General features: G+C 37.1%; 17 protein-coding genes. 10 read left to right on the forward strand and 7 right to left on the reverse strand.

What is annotated here, in order from left to right; genetic code table 11:
* The 5 genes from V7D82_RS08140 to rodA form a co-directional block, all read left to right on the forward strand.
* On the forward strand, positions 1–961 hold a 961-nt coding region (locus tag V7D82_RS08140; RefSeq protein ID WP_333600480.1), incomplete at its 5' end, for a rod shape-determining protein.
* Positions 962–1,035: 74 nt separating this feature from the next.
* The gene (gene mreC, locus V7D82_RS08145; RefSeq protein WP_333600481.1) at positions 1,036–1,863 is read left to right on the forward strand and encodes a rod shape-determining protein MreC; all 828 of its coding nucleotides are present in this window, start codon (positions 1,036–1,038) and stop codon (positions 1,861–1,863) included.
* Positions 1,856–2,362, forward strand: coding sequence for a rod shape-determining protein MreD (locus V7D82_RS08150; RefSeq protein WP_333600482.1), 507 nt, complete (start codon positions 1,856–1,858; stop codon positions 2,360–2,362). The genes mreC and V7D82_RS08150 overlap by 8 nt, the downstream gene beginning before the upstream one ends.
* A complete protein-coding gene (gene mrdA / locus V7D82_RS08155; RefSeq protein WP_333600483.1) occupies positions 2,359–4,308 on the forward strand; it encodes a penicillin-binding protein 2 in 1,950 nt (649 codons plus the stop codon). Before V7D82_RS08150 ends, mrdA begins: the two co-directional genes overlap by 4 nt.
* Positions 4,309–4,320: 12 nt before the next feature.
* Complete coding sequence (gene rodA / locus V7D82_RS08160; protein WP_333600484.1) at positions 4,321–5,580, forward strand: rod shape-determining protein RodA; 1,260 nt, start codon at positions 4,321–4,323, stop codon at positions 5,578–5,580.
* Positions 5,581–5,646: 66 nt separating this feature from the next.
* On the opposite strand, the gene V7D82_RS08165 is transcribed toward rodA, so the two are convergent.
* The gene (locus V7D82_RS08165; protein ID WP_333600485.1) at positions 5,647–7,917 is read right to left on the reverse strand and encodes a carboxy terminal-processing peptidase; all 2,271 of its coding nucleotides are present in this window, start codon (positions 7,915–7,917) and stop codon (positions 5,647–5,649) included.
* Positions 7,918–8,128: 211 nt separating this feature from the next.
* Here V7D82_RS08165 and surE point away from each other — a divergent pair, with 211 nt between their 5' ends.
* The 5 genes from surE to V7D82_RS08190 all read left to right on the forward strand — a co-directional run bounded on the left by surE (position 8,129) and on the right by V7D82_RS08190 (position 13,078).
* Entirely contained in the window at positions 8,129–8,899 is a 771-nt protein-coding gene (gene surE, locus V7D82_RS08170) for a 5'/3'-nucleotidase SurE (RefSeq protein WP_333600486.1), read from the forward strand.
* A gap of 8 nt (positions 8,900–8,907) precedes the next feature.
* Positions 8,908–9,180: a hypothetical protein gene (locus tag V7D82_RS08175; RefSeq protein ID WP_333600487.1), complete on the forward strand. Its 273-nt coding sequence runs from the start codon at positions 8,908–8,910 to the stop codon at positions 9,178–9,180.
* Position 9,181: 1 nt separating this feature from the next.
* Positions 9,182–10,294, forward strand: coding sequence for a lipid-A-disaccharide synthase (lpxB, locus tag V7D82_RS08180; protein WP_333600488.1), 1,113 nt, complete (start codon positions 9,182–9,184; stop codon positions 10,292–10,294).
* A 47-nt stretch (positions 10,295–10,341) separates the two neighbouring features.
* The gene (locus tag V7D82_RS08185) at positions 10,342–11,010 is read left to right on the forward strand and encodes a C40 family peptidase (RefSeq protein ID WP_333600489.1); all 669 of its coding nucleotides are present in this window, start codon (positions 10,342–10,344) and stop codon (positions 11,008–11,010) included.
* Positions 11,011–11,176: 166 nt separating this feature from the next.
* Positions 11,177–13,078 carry a ComEC/Rec2 family competence protein gene (locus tag V7D82_RS08190; RefSeq protein WP_333600509.1) on the forward strand — a complete coding sequence of 634 codons (1,902 nt, stop codon included), beginning with the start codon at positions 11,177–11,179 and terminating at the stop codon, positions 13,076–13,078.
* 11 nt (positions 13,079–13,089) lie between these two features.
* On the opposite strand, the gene V7D82_RS08195 is transcribed toward V7D82_RS08190, so the two are convergent.
* From V7D82_RS08195 to V7D82_RS08220, 6 genes are all read right to left on the reverse strand, one after another.
* On the reverse strand, positions 13,090–13,557 hold the full coding sequence (locus tag V7D82_RS08195) for a thioredoxin family protein (RefSeq protein WP_333600490.1): 468 nt from the start codon (positions 13,555–13,557) through the stop codon (positions 13,090–13,092).
* A gap of 67 nt (positions 13,558–13,624) precedes the next feature.
* On the reverse strand, positions 13,625–15,124 hold the full coding sequence (locus tag V7D82_RS08200; protein WP_333600491.1) for a peptide MFS transporter: 1,500 nt from the start codon (positions 15,122–15,124) through the stop codon (positions 13,625–13,627).
* A 75-nt stretch (positions 15,125–15,199) separates the two neighbouring features.
* A complete protein-coding gene (locus V7D82_RS08205) occupies positions 15,200–16,723 on the reverse strand; it encodes a peptide MFS transporter (RefSeq protein WP_333600492.1) in 1,524 nt (507 codons plus the stop codon).
* 128 nt (positions 16,724–16,851) lie between these two features.
* Positions 16,852–17,982, reverse strand: coding sequence for a hypothetical protein (locus tag V7D82_RS08210; RefSeq protein WP_333600493.1), 1,131 nt, complete (start codon positions 17,980–17,982; stop codon positions 16,852–16,854).
* Entirely contained in the window at positions 17,983–20,151 is a 2,169-nt protein-coding gene (locus tag V7D82_RS08215) for a S9 family peptidase (RefSeq protein ID WP_333600494.1), read from the reverse strand. It abuts the gene before it with no gap.
* Positions 20,152–20,274: 123 nt separating this feature from the next.
* Positions 20,275–22,143, reverse strand: coding sequence for a glycosyltransferase family 39 protein (locus tag V7D82_RS08220; protein ID WP_333600495.1), 1,869 nt, complete (start codon positions 22,141–22,143; stop codon positions 20,275–20,277).
* Between the last annotated feature and the right edge of the window lie 12 nt (positions 22,144–22,155).

Below are 22,155 nucleotides of genomic sequence, written 5' to 3' on the forward strand. Positions count from 1 at the left end.
TCACAATGACAAAGTTGTAATTGATAGCCCCTCAATTGTAGCCCGTGACAGAATATCCGGCAAAATCATCGCCGTTGGAAAAGAAGCCAACATGATGCAAGGTAAAACCCATGAAAACATAAAGACCATACGCCCGTTGAAAGATGGCGTTATAGCCGATTTTGATGCTTCTGAAAAAATGATTTCGATGTTCATCAAAAGCATTCCGGCTTTAAAGAAAAAAATGTTTACTCCTGCACTTCGAATGGTGGTTTGTATTCCTTCAGGAATTACTGAAGTAGAGATGCGTGCGGTAAAAGAAAGTTGCGAACGTGTAAACGGAAAAGAAGTATACTTAATCCACGAACCAATGGCTGCGGCAATTGGTATTGGCATCGATATTATGCAACCGAAAGGAAACATGATCGTAGATATCGGTGGTGGAACTACAGAAATTGCAGTTATTGCGCTTGGCGGAATTGTATGTGACAAATCGGTAAAAATTGCCGGTGACGTTTTCACGAATGATATTGTGTACTACATGAGAACGCAACACAATTTATTTGTGGGTGAAAGTACTGCAGAGAAAATCAAAATTACCATTGGTGCGGCTACCGATGATTTAGAAACACCACCAGACGACATGTCGGTACAAGGTCGAGATTTATTGACCGGAAAACCAAAACAAGTAGAAGTGTCTTACCGAGAAATTGCTAAAGCCTTAGACAAATCAATTCAACGTATCGAAGATGCGATTATGGAAACATTATCTCAAACGCCTCCGGAATTAGCAGCCGATATCTATAACACCGGAATTTATCTTGCAGGTGGAGGTTCGATGTTGAGAGGTTTGGACAAGCGTATTTCTCAAAAAACTGATTTACCGGTTTACATCGCTGAAGATCCGTTAAGAGCGGTTGTACGCGGCACCGGAATGGCACTTAAAAATATTCCTAAATTCAGAAGTATTTTAATTAAATAATTTAGACGTAGAGGCTAATTATTTTTTATCTTTATTTCGACGGATATTTATAACCACTATTATACAGTTTAAAAATGCAGCAAATTTTTAATTTTATACTAAAAAACAGTAATCGCTTACTGTTTTTGCTGCTTTTACTACTATCCTTTTTGTTGACGATTCAAGCCCATTCCTATCACAAAAGCAAAATCATCAGTTCGGCTAATTTCTTTACCGGCGGGATTTACGAGAGAATCAATAATATCGATGAATACTTCGGCTTGAAGGCTCAGAACGAAGAGCTAGCGAAAGAAAATGCGCGTTTAAAATCGATTCTTTTCAATCTGAAAGACACAACCAAATTACCCGAAATTGACACCACAAAAGGAGCTAATAAAACGGTTATCACCGTTGCCAAAGTAATTCACAACTCCTACAGTATTCAGGAAAACTTTATTACAATCAACAAAGGCTCTGCTTCTGGCATTAAACCAAACATGGGTGTAATAAACAGTGCCGGTATTGTTGGAATTGTAGACAATACCTCAAAAAATTTCGCGACAATTATTAGTGTGTTAAACATCAATATCAAGATTAACGCAAAAATCAAAAAGTCAAATCATTTTGGTACTCTAAGTTGGAATGGGAAAAGCACAGGCTTTGCTCAGTTGACCGATGTACCGAGATTAGCTGGCGTTCGCAAAGGTGATACTATAGTCACTGGTGCTGAATCAAGGGTTTTTCCAGAAAATATTGGTATCGGAACCATCGACAAAGTCTATATTGACGACGAGACCAATTATTATACATTGGACATCAAATTATTTAATGATATGACCAATCTGGGTCATGTTTATGTCATTAAAAATAAGGATGCCGATGAGATTATCAATTTAGAAAACAAAAGCAAAAAAGATGAATAGTGCCTTGTTAGGAAATAGCGCCCGCTTTATCTTGTTGCTTGCAGCACAGGTTTTGATATTTAACAGGATTGATCTTTTTGGGTTTATCAATCCGTTCCCTTATGTGCTTTTTATTATTTTGTATCCGGTAAACGGAAACAAAACAGGACTACTAGCAGCCAGTTTTTTCTTGGGACTCTTGATGGATATGTTTTGGAATTCGGGAGGCGTGCATGCTGCCGCTTGTGTAGTACTCGCTTACTTTAGACCTTCCATTTTTAAATTTTCATTTGGACTGAGTTACGAATACCAAACGGTAAAATTGAATGATGTCTTAACACCGGAACGTTTTTCTTTCATACTAATTTCAGTAGTGATTCATCACTTTGTGCTGTTCTTTTTGGAAATTTTCAATATGAGTTTCCTTTGGGACATCTTAGTGCGTACAGTATTGAGTACGCTTTTCACCATTCTCACTTGCATTATTATCATCTATCTTATTAAGCCAAGTAAACGATGAGAAAAGTTTTGTTGCCCACAATCATTTTCATTGCTACTATTTTATTGGTAATTCGCCTTTTTTACCTTCAGGTTATTGACGATTCCTTAAAATTAAAGTCGGATAATAATGCCATAAAAATCAATTATGATTATCCCGAACGAGGCTACATTTACGATAGAAATGGTAAGCTTTTGGTAGCCAATCAGCCGTCTTATGACATCATGGTTATCCCAAAAGACGTAAAGGATTTAGACACAATGGAGTTTTGTTCGCTATTAAACATCACCAAAGAAGACTTCTTAAAGAAAATTGCTAAAGCTAAAGTTTACAGTCCGAGACTTCCATCTGTATTTCTATCGCAGCTTAATAAAAAGGAGTATGCTGCTTTTCAGGAAATCCAAAGAAAATTTATTGGTTTTTATATTCAAAAGAGAGCTTTACGAGATTATCAAGTTAGTTATGGCGCGAATGTTTTTGGGTTTATCACACAGGTAAATGACAAAATCATTGAAAAAAACAAATACTACAACAGCGGGGACTTGATTGGAAGACAAGGTGTTGAAGAAAGCTACGAAGATATTTTGCGCGGTATAAAAGGCGTAAAATACATTCAAAAAGACAAATACAATCGGGAAATCGGTTCCTATAAAGAAGGGAAGTTTGACACCTTAGCCGTTCAGGGGAAAGACATCAATTTGACCATTGACGGCGAACTTCAAAAATATGGCGAAGAATTAATGGTCAACAAACGTGGCGGCATCGTGGCTATTGAACCCAAAACCGGAGAGATTTTGGCTCTAGTTACGGCACCCTCATTTGATCCGGCCATTCTAGTGGGAAGACAACGTTCGAAAAATTACACGATGTTATTCCATGATTCCATTGCCAAACCTTTATACGACCGAGGTTTATTAGCCGAATACACCCCTGGTTCGCCCTTCAAAATCCTAACCGGATTAGTGGCACTGCAAGAAGGTGCTATTGATGAAAACACGACTTTCTTTTGTAGTCACGGTTTCAGTTATGCGCCCGGGCGATTCATGAAATGTCACTGTCATGGCGGCGCTATGCAATTGCATCGCGGTATCTATGAATCCTGCAACACCTTTTTCTCTTCTTCTTATATGAAGACTATTGATAAGTTCAACAACCCTCCTAAAGGAGTTGATGTTTGGAGTAATCACTTGAAAAGTTTTGGATTAGGACAATTCATGGGCTATGATTTACCAACCGGTAGAAAAGGAAAAATTCCAACTTCCAAAACCTATAAAAAAATGTATCCGGGCTGGGGATGGTCGAGTAAGACCATTGTATCCAATGCCATTGGACAAGGAGAGGTTTTGATGACCCCAATTCAATTGGCCAATATGATTGCCGCTGTGGCCAATCGGGGCTATTACTACACCCCTCACATCATTAAAAAGATAAAAGGCAGTGTGATTGACAAAAGATTCCGAACCAAACACATGACTACTATCGATAAAAAATATTTTGAACCGATGATTAGCGGTTTGTTTGATGTGTATAATTTTGGTACCGCTCACGGGTTGAACGTAGAAGGCATTGATATTTGCGGAAAAACCGGAACAGCCGAAAACTATGCTAAGATTAACGGAAAGAGAGTCAAACTTCAGGATCACTCTATTTTTGTGGCCTTTGCTCCGAAAGACAATCCGAAAATTGCCATCGCAGTTTTCGTAGAAAATGGGTATTGGGGAGCTCGTTGGGCGGGACCGATTACCAGTTTAATGATTGAAAAGTACATCAAAAGAAAAATTACCCGAAAAGATTTAGAGAAACGAATGTTAGAAGGAAGTCTGGAAGGCGAATACAATAAATACTATGCCAAACCGATTGTAGATACTTTAATCAAACAAAAGGTGGATATAGTCATCAAACCGGAAGACAAGAAAGCAGAACCTAAAAAGGAAATCGTTCCGGCAAATGAGACTCCTGATAATTAAGGCCGTAAGAAAATGAAAAATCAAAGTGTAACAAATAATTTAGACTGGATTAGCATTGCCATCTATATTACCTTGGTAATTTTAGGCTGGCTCAACATCTATTCGTCTTCATTATCTTCCATAGCCGAAGAAACTTCGATTTTTGATTTCACTCAAATCTATGGAAAACAGTTCATGTTCATCCTGTTATCCATTCCTTTAATATTTATCGTGCTATCCGTTGACGGAAAGTTTTATGAGAAGTTTTCCAGTGTAATCTACGTTATTGGATTGTTTTCCCTAGCCGGATTGTTTGTGTTTGGAAAAACAATTAAAGGACAAGCCAACTGGTATTCTTTTGGTTCCTTTGGAGTACAACCCTCCGAGTTTGTAAAAGCGGCTACTGCCTTGGCTTTGGCCAAATACTTGAGCGATGTTCAAGTCAATTTAAAAGACACTAACCGACAGATACAAGCGCTGGGAATTCTAGGCTTACCCATATTATTAATCATACCCCATGACCCGGGAAGTGCTTTAATTTATAGTGTTTTTATTTTGGTTTTGTATCGCGAAGGACTACCATCCTGGTATGTTTGGACCGGTTTTATTGCTTTGGTTTTGTTTGTTTTGGCTCTAATTATAAAACCGCTTGTACTAACCGGAATCGCTTTAGCCGTTATTATTTTTATTTACTACAGAAGCCGAATCATCAACCGGAACTGGATATTGAGCAGCATTATATTCGTCATGATTGGCGGCTTTGTCTTTTCGGTAGATTATGTTTTTGAAAATGTCTTTAAACAGCATCACCGCGACCGTTTTAATATTCTTTTAGGGAAGCAGGTTGACATGAAAGGAATTGGATACAACATTAATCAATCTGAAATTGCGATTGGTTCAGGAGGCTGGTTTGGGAAAGGATATCTCGAAGGCACACAAACCAAAGGCGGCTTCGTACCAGAACAGCATACCGATTATATTTTCACCACAGTGGGTGAAGAATGGGGATTCCTGGGTTCGTTATTTGTCATTGCTCTTTTCGTTTGTTTGATTATGAGAATTATCTATTTATCCGAACGGCAAAAGACTAAGTTCAGTAGGGTCTACGGCTATTGTGTGGCCGGAATATTGTTTATCCATTTCTTTGTCAATATTGCCATGGTAGTGGGTGTTTTCCCAACGGTTGGGATTCCGCTTCCGTTCTTTTCTTATGGTGGTTCCGGACTTTGGGGCTTCACCATATTGCTTTTTATATTCCTAAAAATGGATGCCAATAAAGTAAATGAATGGTAATATATTTTGACTTTACGCTATAAAAAAAGCCACCAATTGGTGGCTTTTTATTTTGTATGAATCCAATTATGACTTTACTAATTTTTCTTTCTTTACTTTAGAAGTCAGTCCTTTGTTATTTTCCGATTGCAAATCATTTAAGATGTGAATGGCTTCTTCTACATAAATATCTTTGGCTAAATTTTCGTGCCAACGGTCTCTTTTTTCTTTGAGTACAGGGTCTTTTTTCATCGCATCCACTTCATAAGGAAGTGACTTAAACTCAAACAGATTTTTGTAATCTACAATCGATTTGTATTTTTTGCTTTTGTCTTCCAAAGCTTGTTGTTCGGCTTTGAATTTATCGATGTTTAAGCTGTATACGTTTTCTTTGTTACGCTCGTCTAACCATTTGGCATTATCATCAATCAATTTCATTTGAGCATTATTTTCCATTCTGGCTCTGCTTTTTGAAATCGCTAAATCAAAGTTATTTTGTTTGTTCCAAACCTGATAATCTGCCGGATCAATTTTGTCCCATGGCATAGCGTTATCAATGTCTTTCTCACCCATTTTTAGATACGAATATCTATCCGGAATGGCAATATCACTTTTCACACCTTCTAACTGTGTAGAGCCACCGTTGATTCTGTAGAATTTCTGTGTAGTAGTTTTCAAAGCTCCTAAATCGCCATAAGTGCTGCCACGTACAAATTGATTTAAGTCGATTACATTTTGAACCGTTCCTTTACCATAAGATTGTTTGCTTCCAATGATAACGCCACGTTTGTAATCCTGAATTGCTGCTGCTAAAATCTCAGAAGCCGAAGCTGAAAACTCATTAATCATAATCACCAGCGGTCCGTCCCATTGTACTTTGGAATCTTTATCATACAGCACTTCCTTTTTACCGGCTGCCGATTTGATTTGAACAATAGGCCCTTGCTCGATGAACAAACCTGCAATATCCACAACGGTTTTCAACGAACCTCCACCATTGTCTCTCACATCCATCACAATTCCCTGAACACCTTCTGCTTTTAATCTTTCTACTTCTTGTGCTACGTCTTTACCGGCATCACGACTGTTTTGATCTTCAAAATCAATATAGAATTTTGGCAAATAAATCACACCATATTTGAATCCGTCTTTTTCAACCACACTCGATTTTACATAGGTTTCTTCAATTTCAACCTCATCGCGAATGATAGTAATTACTTTGATGGTTCCATCAGTTTTCTTAACGGTCAAACGTACTTCGGTGCCTTTTGGTCCTTTTATTTTTTTAACCACATCATCCAAACGCATTCCGACAACATCAATAGCATCTGCATCAGCTTGTGCTACTTTTAAAATAATATCGCCTGACTCTAATTGTTTGCCTCTCCAAGCTGGCCCACCGGAAATCAATTCTGAAATTTCGGTAAAGTCACCTTTCTTTTGAAGACGGGCTCCAATTCCTTCTAATTTACCACTCATGCTGACATCAAACTTTTCTTTTTCGCTTGGTCCAAAATAAGAGGTGTGGGGGTCAAAACGGGAAGCAATTGCATTGACATAAATTGAAAACCAATCTTCTCTATTCAAATCCTTGATAAAACTAAAGTTGTCATTCAGGGAATTTAAAGTGCTTTCTCTGGTTTCTTTTTCCAGTTCGGCAAATGTTTTTGGTTTCTCAGCTCTGTTTTTTGCATCTTTTTCTCTGAATTTCTTTTCCATTTCCGGCGTTATTTCTTCGCTGGAATCTTTGCGATAATCGGCCAATCTTTCTTCAATGGTTTTTTTAGCATCTTTCGCCAAATCCTCCTGAAGTTTTTGCTTTTCAACCAAAGACGACAAAGCTGACAGTTTCACCTGCAAACGCCATCTTTCTTTTAATTCAGCAGTAGTTTTGGCAAACGGCATTTTCTCGTAATCAGTGTTGAATGATTCGTCTTTTTTATAGTCAAACGGATTGGCTAAAGCGTCTTTATAGTAGCTTTTGCTTTCTTCCATACGTTGCATTAAACGAGTGTAAGTCAAGTCGAAAAAAGTCAAATCCTTATTCTTGATTTCATCATCCAATTGAGTTTCATATTTGGCAAACTCATCAATATCTGATTGTAAGAAGAATCTTTTTGACGGATCTAATGCATTCAAATAATCTTTGTAAACGCCTTTTGAAAACGTGTCATCAACAGCCGCCGGATTGTAATGTCCTTTTTCTATAACAAACGTCAGCAATTCTAACAGCAATTTATCCTTTTCGGGATCGGATGCTTTTTCTTTGGGGATAAAACTCCACAAGGCCACTGATAAGGTTACAATTACCAGCAGTATTTTATAATTTCTTTTCATAAATTGAATTATAACATTCATTAATTATTGGTCTAAAGTAAACAAAAAACCATGCCAAGTATTTCTGGGGGCGATAATTTTTTGTTAAAATCAATATTCATATTGTCTTGCAATACCTAATGGTCAAAGTTATAAAAAATGTATCTTTATAAAACTTTAAAAAAAGTTAATTTTGCAATCGGATAATCGTACACAAAAACTGTGCTATGATTTATAATTCTCACTAAAACAAATGATTTCCAAACCTACTATTTTAGTTACCAATGACGACGGCATCAATGCTCCGGGCATTCGGGCTTTGATTGCCGTCATGGCCGAAATTGGCGAAGTGGTTGTAGTGGCTCCCGACAGTCCGCAAAGCGCCATGGGACATGCCATCACCATCAACAGCACTTTGTATCTCAATAAAATTTCTGCCGAAAAAGCTGCCATAACCGAATACAGTTGCTCCGGAACACCGGTAGATTGTGTCAAATTGGCCGTTAACGAAATTTTGAAAAAGAAACCCGATTTGTGTGTGTCAGGCGTGAATCATGGTTCCAATTCTTCTATTAATGTGATTTATTCCGGAACGATGAGTGCCGCTGTGGAAGCCGGTATTGAAGGGATTCCGGCCATAGGTTTCTCGTTATTGGATTATGATTGGAATGCCGATTTTGAAACTATAAAACCTTTCATCAAAAAAATTGCTTTGGAAGTTTTGTCCCAAAAAATGACGGAAGGCACGGTTTTGAATGTCAATTTCCCGAAACTGAAAAAGGAAGCCATCAAAGGCATCAAAATTTGCCGTCAGGCCAAAGCCATTTGGATGGAAAAATTTGACAAAAGACAAACGCCATACGGCAAAGATTACTATTGGCTGAGCGGTGAGTTCGTTAATCTGGACAAAGGGGAAGACACTGATGAATGGGCTTTGGCCAATGGGTACATTTCCATTGTTCCGGTTCAGTTTGATTTGACGGCGCATCACGCCATACAACACTTAAATTCCTGGAATTTATAATCAACAACATGAAATATAGAGATTTACTTATCGGCTTATTCATTGGAATGCTAACTTCTGCCTTAGGTGTTTTTGTTTTCCTAAAGCTATTCACTCCTTACAATCCGCTTACCGATTTGCCTTATCTGAAAGAGCAAGGCCTGATGGGAAAAATAGTAACTCTAGGCACCGTACTGAACATACTGCTGTTCTTTGTTCTTTTAAAATTTAAAAAAGATTTAATGGCCAAAGGAGTTATTGCGGCAATAGCGGTATTAACCATTTTTACCTTATTTTTATAATATGAAATATTACATCATAGCCGGTGAAGCCTCAGGCGATTTGCATGGATCTAATTTAATGAAAGCGCTTTACAAACAAGATGCAACAGCTGACATCCGATTTTGGGGAGGCGATTTGATGCAGAATGTAGGCGGCACTTTGGTCAAACATTACCGCGAGCTGGCTTTTATGGGCTTTGCCGAAGTAGTTTTGAATTTGAAAACCATCCTCAATAATATCAAAATTTGTAAAAGAGATATTGAAAAATTCAATCCCGATGTGATTATATTTATTGATTATCCGGGATTCAATATGCGTATTGCCAAATGGGCAAAACTGCGTGGCATCAAAACGCATTATTATATTGCGCCTCAAATTTGGGCCTGGAAAGAAAACCGAATCCAAGCCGTAAAAAGAGATTTTGACAAGCTGTTCGTCATCCTTCCGTTTGAGAAGGATTTTTTCGAAGTGAAACATCATTTTCCGGTGGCATTTGTGGGACATCCATTGATTGATGCCATTCATAATCGAGAAAAAACAGACGAGGTTTCTTTTAGAAAAAACAATCATTTAGACGAAAGACCCATCATAGCCATTCTGCCGGGAAGCCGGAAACAGGAAATTGCCAAAATGCTCAGTGTCATGCTAAGTATTGTGGATGATTTCAGCGACTATCAGTTTGTGATTGCCGGAGCTCCCAGTCAGGAATACCATTTTTACGAGCAATTTTTGACCAATAAAAACGTGAAATTCATTTCGAATAAAACCTATGATTTGTTGAGTGTGGCCACGGCTGCCCTCGTAACTTCGGGAACGGCTACTCTGGAAACCGCTTTGTTCAAAGTGCCGGAAGTTGTTTGTTATAAAGGAAGCTGGGCTTCCTACCAAATTGCCAAACGCATCATAACGCTCAAATACATTTCCTTAGTTAACCTAATCATGGATGAAGAAGTGGTGACCGAACTCATTCAGGAAAAATGCAACTCAAAGAATTTAAAAACCGAACTTTCTAAACTACTGGATGCCAATTACAGAAAAGCACTACTGGAAAAATATGAGAGCTTAGAAACAAAGCTAGGCGGAATGGGCGCTAGTGAAAAAACTGCTAAATTAATCCTAAATGATTTGAAGTAGCTTTTGATTCCAAGTTCAAATTTTTATCTTTGCCAAAATCCTTTTTATTGAAAAATTTCATTTACATATCATTTTTATTGTTGCTGTTTACTGCCTGTAAGCCAACTTCTTCCGCCATCATTACTACTAAAGAAGTAGCGATAAAAAAAGGAGTTTATTCCCAACCGGTAGCTGTTAAGACAGAAACCAAAAGCTATCAGAGTAATAAAAAGAAGGTTGCCACTACTCCAACTATCAGTCAAAAAAGTCCAAATTCCGTTCAAAAAAATACGAGTGGCATTAACGAGAAGAATGATACCGATATTGTTATCGAAAATGAAGAGGAAGCCAGCTATTTGGTAGAACAAATCATCAACAGTGCCGCCGATAATTTGGGCATTGGCTATCGCGGTGGCGGTACCACAAAAAACGGTTTTGATTGCTCCGGTTTGATTTATTCTACTTTCAAGAAATTTGACATTACACTACCTCGTTCTTCCAATGAAATGGCCGAAGTTGGTTCTAAAATCGACTTAAGCAATGCCAAAAAAGGAGATTTGATTTTCTTTATCAACCGAGGACAGCACCGAATTAATCATGTGGGTATGGTGGTAGAAGTCAATGGCGATGAAGTTAAATTCATCCATTCTTCGACACAAAGCGGTGTGGTTATTTCTTCGATTAAAGAACCTTACTACCAAAGAACCTTTGCTCAGGTCAATAGAATAATACAGTAATTTTCTTGCTTTTTTAAAATTTATCATGTACTTTAGTTACATGAAAATCTTACAATTTCCATTAACGAAAGTTTTTATCGGGTTGCTAATCGGAATACTTTTATTTCGAATGGCGAATCTGAATCTTGTCTTTGTTATTGTGAGTATCGGAATTGGCTTCGTTGGCTTGCTTCTCAGTAATTTTTTCCATCAAAGAACATCTCTTTTCAAAAACCTCTTCGGAAGCTTTGTGTTTCTTATGTCTGTCCTGACCGGAATAGCCACCGCTATCATTCATAAAGAAACTTTAGAACCTCATCATTACACACATCAGATAACCGATTATGATAAGACACATGTGCTTCATTTACTGTTAAATGAAAAACTAAAAAGCACCGCAAAAAACCAAAGATACGTTTGTATAGTAAAACAGGTTGACGGTCAAAGAAGCTTCGGAAAAGCGATTCTCAACAGTCCAAAAGATACTAGCTGCCATTTGAAAATCGGGACAAACATAACTACTAATGGCCTTATTTTAAAAAACAAAAAGCCATACAATCCCAACATGTTTGACTATGGCAGTTACCTTGAAAATCAGGAAATCTATGCTCAGGTTTACACAAGACCCAATGAAATTAAAATTGGGAAATACGAATCCAGCTTATGGGCTGATTTTTCTAATTTTCGGGAAACTATCATTTCCAATTTAGATCATTCTGCTATTTCCAAAGAAGAATTGAATGTTTTAAATGCCTTAATTCTTGGCCAGCAACAAGACATTTCAACTGAAGTTTTGAAAGACTATCAATATGCCGGAGCCGTGCACGTATTGTCTGTTTCCGGCTTGCATGTTGGATTTATATTGTTATTCATCACCTTTTTGCTAAAGCCCATAGGCAATTCCAGAAAAGGTTCTTTGTTGAAATTATTTCTTGTGGTTTTATCGCTTTGGTCTTTTGCGGTTCTGACTGGTTTATCGCCTTCTATAGTGCGTTCTGTGACGATGTTTTCCTTTCTTGCCTTTGGAGTTCATCTGAGAAGAACCGTCAATATTTATCACACTCTTATCGTGTCAATGCTTTTAATATTGCTGTTCAAGCCATCCTTTCTGTTTGATGTTGGATTTCAATTGAGCTATTTGGCTTTGTTTTTTATTCTGTGGCTGCAACCGATTTTGGCTGAAATTTGGCAACCCAAAAATAAAATCATCAAATACTTTTGGGACATCATTACCGTTTCGTTTGCGGCACAAATTGGAGCCATGCCACTAAGCATTTATTACTTTCATCAATTTCCGGGTTTGTTTTTTGTGACCAATCTACTTATTCTGCCTTTGCTTGGAGTCATTATGGCGGTTGGCGTTATAGTCATACTCATTGCGACTTTTCATTCGGTGCCATTCTTTATTGCAAAAACTATAACGTTTTTAATTTCTCTACTCAATGCGATTATTCATTGGGTAGCCACTTTAGATGAATTTGTCATTAGAAATATTTCGTTTTCAAAAGAGATGTTATGGTGCTCCTATCTGGTCATTATCCTCTTGATTCTATGGCTAAAAAAGCCCGAATTCAAGAGACTTACCTTAGCGTTTTGCAGTATTATCTTGTTACAAACCATCTTTATTTTTCAAAAACAAGAAACGGTAAACAAAAGAGAATTGATTGTTTTCAGCAGCAGAAAGAACACCATAATTGCTGAGCGAAAAGGGGCTAATGTTACGATTTACAGCAATGACAGTATCTTGAAAAATCTGAAGACTAATTCGGTCATTCAATCCTATTTGGTTGGCAATTTTTGTAAACCTGCAAGCAAAAAACCATTACAAAATTTACTGTATTTCAAGCATCAAAAAATACTGTTGATTGACAGTTCCGGCATATATAAAAAAGGCATAAATCCCGATGTGCTGATACTGATACAATCTCCACATTTGAACCTGCAGCGCTTACTACAAACCATGAAACCAAAACAAATTATTGTGGATGGCTCAAACTTTAAAAGCTATGCGAAGTTATGGGAAGCCACTTGCCGGAAAGAAAAAATCCCTTTTCACTATACCAATGAAAAGGGATTCTATAAAATTTGATATTTCTTTAATTATGATTTCTTGTTGCCAAGAATTTGATCGGCACCAGCCAGCCAAGCACTAGGACCACCGGCTACATAACCAGTACTTCCAATCTTTTCGAGATTAATTTTACCATCTTTTTTAGAGGCATTAACAAACCAAACCGTTGGATATCCCTGAACGGCAAAAGTTTGTTGCAACTCCATATTTTGTCTTTGAATTTCCGGTAGTTGTGGTGTTCTTCTTGGGAAATCAAGTTCCACCAACACCACGTTATCTTTAGCCCATTTGGCAAATTCCGGAGTTTTCAACACTTCTTTTTGCAAACGCATGCACCATCCACACCAGTCGCTTCCTGTGAAAAACAACAATAATGGCTTTTTCGTTTTCTTTGAAATTTCCATGGCTTTGTTCATATCGGTTTGCCATGTTAACTCTTGCGCCTGTATGGTTAACGAACCCAAGATTAAGAATAAAGTAATAGCTAATTTTTTCATTTTTTTTGTATTGTATTTAATTGTGTGTGTTTATTATTGTCAAAAATAGTGCCGAAATTTACTTAAATTATTTTACTTCTTGCATCAATTTTTTAATTAATGGCGAAATAAGTATCAAAATTAACCCGGCAATTAACGCATAGATAGCCAGTTGATAATATCCTTGCGTATAACCTTGCAATTTTGTGGTTAAGGAAGCATTTTCATCCGGTGATGACATTCCGGCTCCTAACAAACCTGCGGCATACTGTCCGTAAGCACTGGCTAAGAACCACATTCCCATCATCATTCCTGATAATCTTTTGGGTGATAATTTGGTCATAATGGATAATCCGATTGGTGAAAGACACAGTTCTCCAAAAGTAATAACAAAGTAAGCCAGCGTAAATATATTCAACGAAGTAAGCCCGTTGGCATCGGCAAAAAACTTAGTGTAATAAAACACATAAAAAGCCAAGGCTAAGAATAGAAATCCGAGTCCAAACTTAATTACAGTATTCGGTTCCAATTTCTTTTTGGCCATAGCCAACCAAAGCAACCCAAGAATCGGACTGAAAATAATCACAAACAAAGAGTTAGATGTATTGTTTACAATATTGGGATTGATATCAAAAAACAATAAATTGTGGTGCAAATTGTCTTTGGCAAACAACGCCAATGAGCCGCCACTTTGTTCGAAAAAAGCCCAAAAAATTACGGAGAACAAAATGAATACAAAAGCGGCAATCAACTTGCGTTGGGCTTTAGCATCTCTTTCGATATAGGTTTCATAAAGAAAATACAGCACGGCCAACGGACCGATAGTGTACATGAAATAATCCGTATAATCGGTATTTTTGATCATGATGAAAATCAGCGGAATACTTAGCAAAGCGCCCACATAAACGACTATTTCCTTGGCAGTTCTTTTCTTTACAGGCTGGTTCATAATAGGAGAATCGCCAATAGGACCTAACGATTTTTTGGTAAAAACAAAGGTTACCAAACCAATAAACATTACTATCGCTGCTGATAAAAAGGCGTAACTCCAGCCATAATCTTTACTGGTTCCTAAGTAAACACAAACGGCTCCACCAAGTAAAGCTCCAATATTAATTCCGGAATAAAACAATCCGAAACCGGCATCTCGCCTGCTGTCACCTTCTTTATATAATTCTCCGACCATGGATGAAATATTCGGCTTGAAAAATCCGGTACCTATAATGGACAACGTGATTCCTAAATAGAACAAATTTTGTGGCGAAAAAGCAATCAGCAAATTCCCGATAATCATCACCAATCCTCCAAAAAGAAGGGATTTTTTAAATCCTAAAATCTTATCGGCAAAGATTCCGCCAATAAATGTAAAGGCATATACAAAAGCCTGAATGGCGCCATATTTCAGATTAGCATCTTTATCAGACAGCGACAATCCTAATAATTTATCGGCCATGAAAATGGTCAAAACCCCACGCATTCCATAAAAACAGAAACGCTCCCACATTTCCACGGTAAACAGGTACCATAATTGTTTTGGGTATTGCCCTTCAAAGTTTTGAATTTGGTCTAAAGTCAATTTATCGCTCATGTATCTGATTTTAAAAAACAAACCTACAAGAATGGCTTGTAGGTTTGAAAGATATAAAATTATTTTATAATTGCATTATCTGTTTTCAACTTCTAAATCAACGCCTTCAACATGTTCGTTGTGCATTCTTTTCTCTAACCAAGAACTTAACACAAACAATATCGCGGCGGCAGTTCCTGACATGATGATAAACAAGATAAAGAACTCATACAAGTTGGTAATTTGGAATCCTATGAAATGAGTAGCTCCCCCTTTTCCGTCTTCACCACCAGGGATTAAAGCGCTTAAGGTTCCTGCAAATTTATTAGCTGCAGCATTTGCTAAAAACCAGGTTCCCATCATTAAAGACGATAAACGTAACGGTGCTAATTTTGAAACCATCGACAATCCAATTGGTGACAAACACAATTCCCCACAAGTATGAATGATATACAAGGCAATTAACCACCACATAGAAACTTTATCTTCGATGCCCAATCCTTTTACAGCAATAGCAATCACTACGTAACCTAAGGCAACCATTCCTAAACCAATGGCCATTTTTTTAGGCGATGACGGCTCCAGTTTTCTCATGTATAAGAATCCCCAGATCATAGAAAAAATTGGTGCCAAAGCAATGACAGCTAATGGATTAACTGATTGGAAATAAGAGGCCGGCATTTCCCAACCAAAAAGAGTTCTTTCGGTTTGTCTGTCGGCAAAAAGGGTCAAAGACGCTCCGGCTTGCTCAAAAGCACCCCAGAAGAAAATAACGAAAAACGCCAGAATAAATATTACGGTAATTCTTTGGGTTTCAATTTTGGTCAAACTTTTATCGCTGAAAATGATGATCGGCATGGCTATCATGGAACCATAAATGAAATAGCTGATAATGTCTACATCACTTTGAAACATTTGCTTAAAATTTAGCATAAAGAAGATGATAGCAATAGAACCCACTATCATTCCGATACTTTTTGCATCTAATTTTTTTACCGGTAAACCAATATGTTTTCCTTCTTCGGAAACAAGGTATTTTTTTTGCCCAAAAACAAAAGCTACTAACCCTAATAACATACCGACACAAGCGGCCAGGAATCCCCATTTGAAATCCATAGAACCACAAACTAATGGCGAGAAGAAAGCTCCCAAGTTGATACCCATGTAGAAAATGGTGAAAGCACTGTCTATTCTTCTGTCATTCGCAGGATACAACTGCCCCACCATGGTAGAGATATTCGGTTTGAAAAATCCGTTACCGATAATGATTGCGGTCAGACCCATCCACATGATTGAAACACCACCGTGAGCGCCGGCTGAAGCACTTAGGAACATACAGAATTGTCCCAAGGCCATCAATAAACCTCCGATAACAATACTTCTTCGGTTTCCTAAATATTTGTCACACAAGTACCCTCCTAAAAGCGGTGTTAAATATACCAATCCGGTATAACTTCCATAAATCTGAGACGCATCAGCATCTTTCATTAATAGAATTTTAGTCATGAAGAGAATGAAAATCGCTCTCATTCCATAATAACTAAATCGCTCCCACATTTCTGTGAAGAAAAGGAAATATAATCCTTTAGGATGTCCTGTTTTTACTGTTGTTTCACTCATAATTATTGTTTTGGTTAGTTAAAGTTTTTTAATTGCCAGTGCAAAATACAAACAATTTTTAAGGCACAATATCAATTCACAAAAAATAACCTTTTGTGACTAATTGTTATTGCTTAAAAATTGGGGTTTCAGACAAACTCTTTATACAATCCGTTGTCGATATTATGAGTAAATTCAAGTAGTAACGAATTATTTATCTCAATGCAATCGGGTAAAAACCGAAGCCTGTATTTGGCTTGGCCAATAAAGGTAAAGAAGTCATTTCGGTTTATTTTAGCGTCCTTTTCAAGCTCTAAAATGGCGTTTATATTGTCAATTATTCTGCTGAGATAGGTTTGACTGAGAATTTCACCTCCGTTAAAAACTTCGATGCACATGCTTTCTTCTGAGGCAAATTTTCTTCTTATCGCAAACTTTAGCAGGTTATTAAACTGGGTGGTTTTGTTCCCAAAATCGATAGTTTGATCTATGATGTTTTTTGACGGTATCGATAAAACCACCACATTCCAATTAGTGAAATTAATTTTCATCGTCGTAGCTTCCGGCAATTGTGACAATTCTAAAACCCAACTGGTTCCTAACACTAAAAAAACAAAGATGAGCGTTGTTTTGGCCACAAGTTTAGCTAAGTCGATTTGAAAAGAATAGGATTCAAAATTAAACACATAAGGCACTTGCGTAATAAATAAGATAATGATACTTAAAACAGCAATCAGCGCCACACTTTTCATGTTTCGATTGTAAAAAGTTCTATAAAAGGAAAGTATCAAGAACCAAGTCAGTATGGCTGACAATATTAAATCCGGAATCGTATTGAAGCGAATACCATAGGTGTTTATAGTTTCACCAAAGAACAAGGCTAATACTAATGAAATAACAGAAAGACCAATAAAAAAAAGTAAAATTCTGGTCGTGCTTTTTTTATTGTTATAAAGATACTTTGGCGAATTGTCAAAGTAATATAAGGCTAATATTAAAAACAAGGAGTTTAAAATAGAAAACATATTCTGACTGATTAAAGCAATCCAATTGTTCACCTTAAAAGTCATGAAAATAAGAATCAATAAAGGGGAAAATGCCCAAACAAAAACAGAAAAACTCAGAAACAGCAACCCGTTATCAAATCGTTTGATGGAAATTTCGGAAGTTAATTTTTGTTTGAATTTATTCTGAACCACCAACCAAATGGCAACTAATAAGAACCCGCCAATAAAGGAGATCAGGAGCTCTGTTAGTAGATAAAACTGATGTTGGTTCATTTACAATTTCTCTTTGATAAAAGCAGTCATTTTATTGAATAGCTGAATGCGGGTTTTACCACCATAAATACCGTGGTTTTTATCCGGATAAATCGCCCAGTCAAATTGTTTGTTGGCTTGTATCAGCGCTTCAATCATTTGCATGCTGTTTTGCACGTGCACATTATCATCGGCACTTCCGTGAATTAACAAAAAGTTGCCTTTTAGTTTGGACACAAAATTAATCGGCGAATTGTCATCATATCCACTGGCGTTTTCCTGTGGTGTCTGCAGATAACGCTCGGTGTAAATGCTGTCATAAAAACGCCAATTGGTAACCGGAGCTACGGCAATCGCCATTTTAAACACATCGGCACCTTTCAAAATACAATTGCTCGACATGAAGCCGCCATACGACCAACCAAAGATACCAATTCTGTTTTTATCCACATAGGAATAATTTCCGATTACTTTGGCAGCATCAATTTGGTCTTCCACTTCATATTTCCCCAATTGTTTTTGAGTAACTTTCTTGAAAGCGGCACCTTTAAATCCGGTTCCTCTTCCATCAACACAAATCGTAATATAGCCTTGTTGTGAAAGCATCATGAACCACAAATCGTTTGTGTCTAACCAGTCATTGGCCACTTGCTGTGAACCCGGACCGGAATACTGATACATGAAAACCGGGTATTTTTTGGCAGCATCAAAATCTTTTGGTTTAATCATCCAGGCGTTTAGTTTGTTGCCTTTCTCGGTGGTTAATTCGAAGAACTCTTTGGTAGGCAAATCATACTTTTTTAGTTTTTCGGCCAAAGCTACATTATCAACTATTGGTTGTACTACTTTTCCATTGGCGGCACTATTCAAAGTGTACAATGGCGGCGTAGTCACATTCGAAAACGTATTGATGAAGTATTGAAAATTCGGGCTGAAAGTAGCGCTGTTGGTTCCAACCTGCTCCGACAATTTCACTTTGGCTTTTCCGTCTAAGCTTATCTTATACACATCTCTAAGCGTAGAGCCTTTCTCCACCGATTGATAGAAAACGGTTTTTGTTTTTTCGTCTAAACCATAGTAAGCAGTCACATCCCAATTGCCTTTGGTTATTTGGTTTTTCAGTTTTCCGGTTTTGTCATACCAATAAATATGATTGAAACCATCTTTTTCGCTGGTCCAGATAAAACTGTTGTCTTTTAGGAAAGTCAAATCATCAGTCACCTCAACATAAGCATTGTTTTTTTCGTTCAAAACAATTTTAGCAGCACCGGAAGTTCCGTCAATAAACAATAAATCTAGATTATCCTGATGGCGATTCAACACCTGAGCAGATAAAATGTTAGCGTCGTTGGTCCATTGCATGCGGGCAATGTAGAAGTCATTGTAGTTTCCAAGGGTTATAGCCTTAGATGTTTTCGCAGTAACATCATACACAAACAAAGAAACCAAAGCATTTTTTTCGCCCGCTTTTGGGTACTTAAAAGTTTCTACTGTTGGATACAAATCTTTGTGATATTCTGTCATCGAAAACTCGGGCACTTGGCTTTCATCAAAACGAATGAATGCCAGTTTTTTACTGTCGGCGCTCCAATCAAATGCTCTCACAAAAGCAAATTCTTCTTCGTATACCCAATCCGTAATCCCATTAATAATGTTGTTTTTCTTACCATCAGTTGTGACTTGAAAAGTAGTTTTGGAAGCTATATCGTAAATGAAAAGATTGTTGTCTTTGGCAAAACCAATTTTCAATCCATCAGGTGAAAAAGTAGGTTCCTGCACCTGCTCCAGCACTTTGGCTAATTGTTTGGTACCGATGTTATATAAAAAATAATCCGCCGTAAAAGAGTGTCTGTAAATTGGATTGGTATTGGTAGCTATCAGCATTTGCTTTTCATCCTTGCTGAAAGTGTAGCTGTCAATATTTCCGGCTAGTTCCTTGAAATCTTTGGTATCAAGTAACGTAGAAACTTTTTTCAGTGTGGCATAATCATACAAATCAATCTGCATGTTTCGCGAAGCTCTATCAGAATTTAAAACCGTGTACTGATTGGTGTTTTTCAGGGCTTGGAGTTCGTCCATGCCTTGTGCTCTGAAGGCACCTGTATATATTTCTTCAACACTCAGCTTTTGCTGAGCCACTGCTGATACACACGATAAAACAAATAGAATAAATAGTTTACTTGACTTCATTTTTTTGAATTGATTATAAAAACGGTCAATTTTAGTGAAAATTTTAGAGATTCCCTCTTATTTTTATGTTAAAAGCGGTTTTATTGAGTTCCAAATAAAAAACACTACTATTTGTTTTTTTGTTTATTGACCAATGCCCATCATTTTTGCCTGCAATTTGTATTTATTTGCTTTTTCAGAATTGCCGGCTTTAGCATAAGCGAGGGAGAGAATATTACATACTTTACTATTCCCTAATCCCTTTGCCATGGCTTCCTCCCCATACAATATGGCTTTGTCATTCTGTCCATTATTAAATGTTGCAATGGTGATATTAGTCAGCGTCATGTCGTTAAGAGCATCTATTTTGTAGGCTTTGTCAAAATAATAGTAGGCCGAATCAAATCGGGCTTCCGAAGCATAAACAGCGCCAATATTATTCAAAGTCTGCACATTGGAAGGTTTTGAACGAAGCGATTGCCGGTAATACGATTTCGATTTTTGTTTGTCATTGATAATCGAATAAATCAATCCCAGTTTGTAGGAGGCACTATAGTTATCCGGAAAAATAGCCAAACTTTTTTTAATATAGGTTGTAGCGCTGTCAATGTATAAGTTTCTTTGACTTTCATCGGTACTGGCTTCCGCCATGTTCATATAGTAGGTTCCCAATCCTATGACGGTTCTACTACTATTGGGCGAATGAGCAGCTCCTGATTTAAAAACCGCGTACTCATTTTTCCAATCAGGAATGCGGGTACGGGTTAGAGAGAAAGAAACAAGAACTATAATCGCCGAAACGATATAAATGTATTTTTTTGATGTGGCCGGTATTTCTTCCGAATTCATCCGGGTTATTTGCAATACCAGATAGATAAAAGCAACTATAAATCCCAATGACGGCAGAAATAAAAATCGGTCCGCAAAAGTAGCACCATTAAAAAAGAAAACATTAGCTGTTGGTGCAATCAAAATGATAAAAAACAAAAGACCAAAAGCAATCTCCGGTCTTTTTTTTAAATTGAAAATAATTAAAATTCCAATGATAAGATAAGCCGCCAAGGATACTAGCGGAATGAATTCAGTAATGGTCATCAACGGAATCTGATTAAAGGAATAATCCCATGACATTGGGTAAGGAAACAACATCATTTTCAGATAATAGAACGCTATTTCCAGTTTAGTTCCTAAAATCATTCCCCAGTCTTTGGCACCATACAATACATTTTCAAGTACTGTGGTCTCGTTGTCTGTGAAAACTCCCTTTAAAGCTGAATGTCTGCACAAAAGAAAAAAGATACCGGCCAAAAAATAAGGAGCCGATCTGACTAGGCTTTCTTTTATCGAATTCTTATTTAAAAGGAATAAACTTATTGGGAACAACACTACAAAAGCAAGAGAACTTTCTTTTGAAAACAAAGCTAACAAGAAACAAAAAACAGACACTAAAAGAAATTGCTTTTTTGAATTGTCTGCTTCAAACTTGAACAATAAAACCAAGGCCGACAAATTGAATAAAGCCGATAACAATTCATCCTGACTTTTAACATTGGCTACTACTTCGGTATGAATAGGATGGATGATAAACAAAGTCACAATCAGTACTTGATAAAACGGGTTTAATTTGGGAAACAATCTTTTGATTAAACTGTAAATTACCAATGCCAATAAAGAGTACAATACAATATTCATGAAATGAAAGCCTCTGGAATTTAATCCGAAAAACTGTTTTTCTACAGAAAAAAAACTGATTAATATTGGTCGGTAAGTTTGAAAATTCCCTCCTTTGAAATGGAGTAAACTTCCCTGAGTAAAAGCCTCTCCTATTCCGGCTATTCCTTTATTTACTGTGGGGTTATTTGTTATAAAAAGACCATCATCGAGCACGAAATCGTAAGTGACGGTTCGGCCGTATAAAAACAAAATTAGACCGATGAAAAATAGCTTGATTACTTTACTGTAAGATTTTGAATCTTGACTAACGACGGTATGCTCTGGCTTTTTTTTACTCATCTTTTCAGTTTT

This window comes from Flavobacterium sp., from assembly GCF_036741995.1.
In the GTDB taxonomy this organism is placed as follows: domain Bacteria; phylum Bacteroidota; class Bacteroidia; order Flavobacteriales; family Flavobacteriaceae; genus Flavobacterium.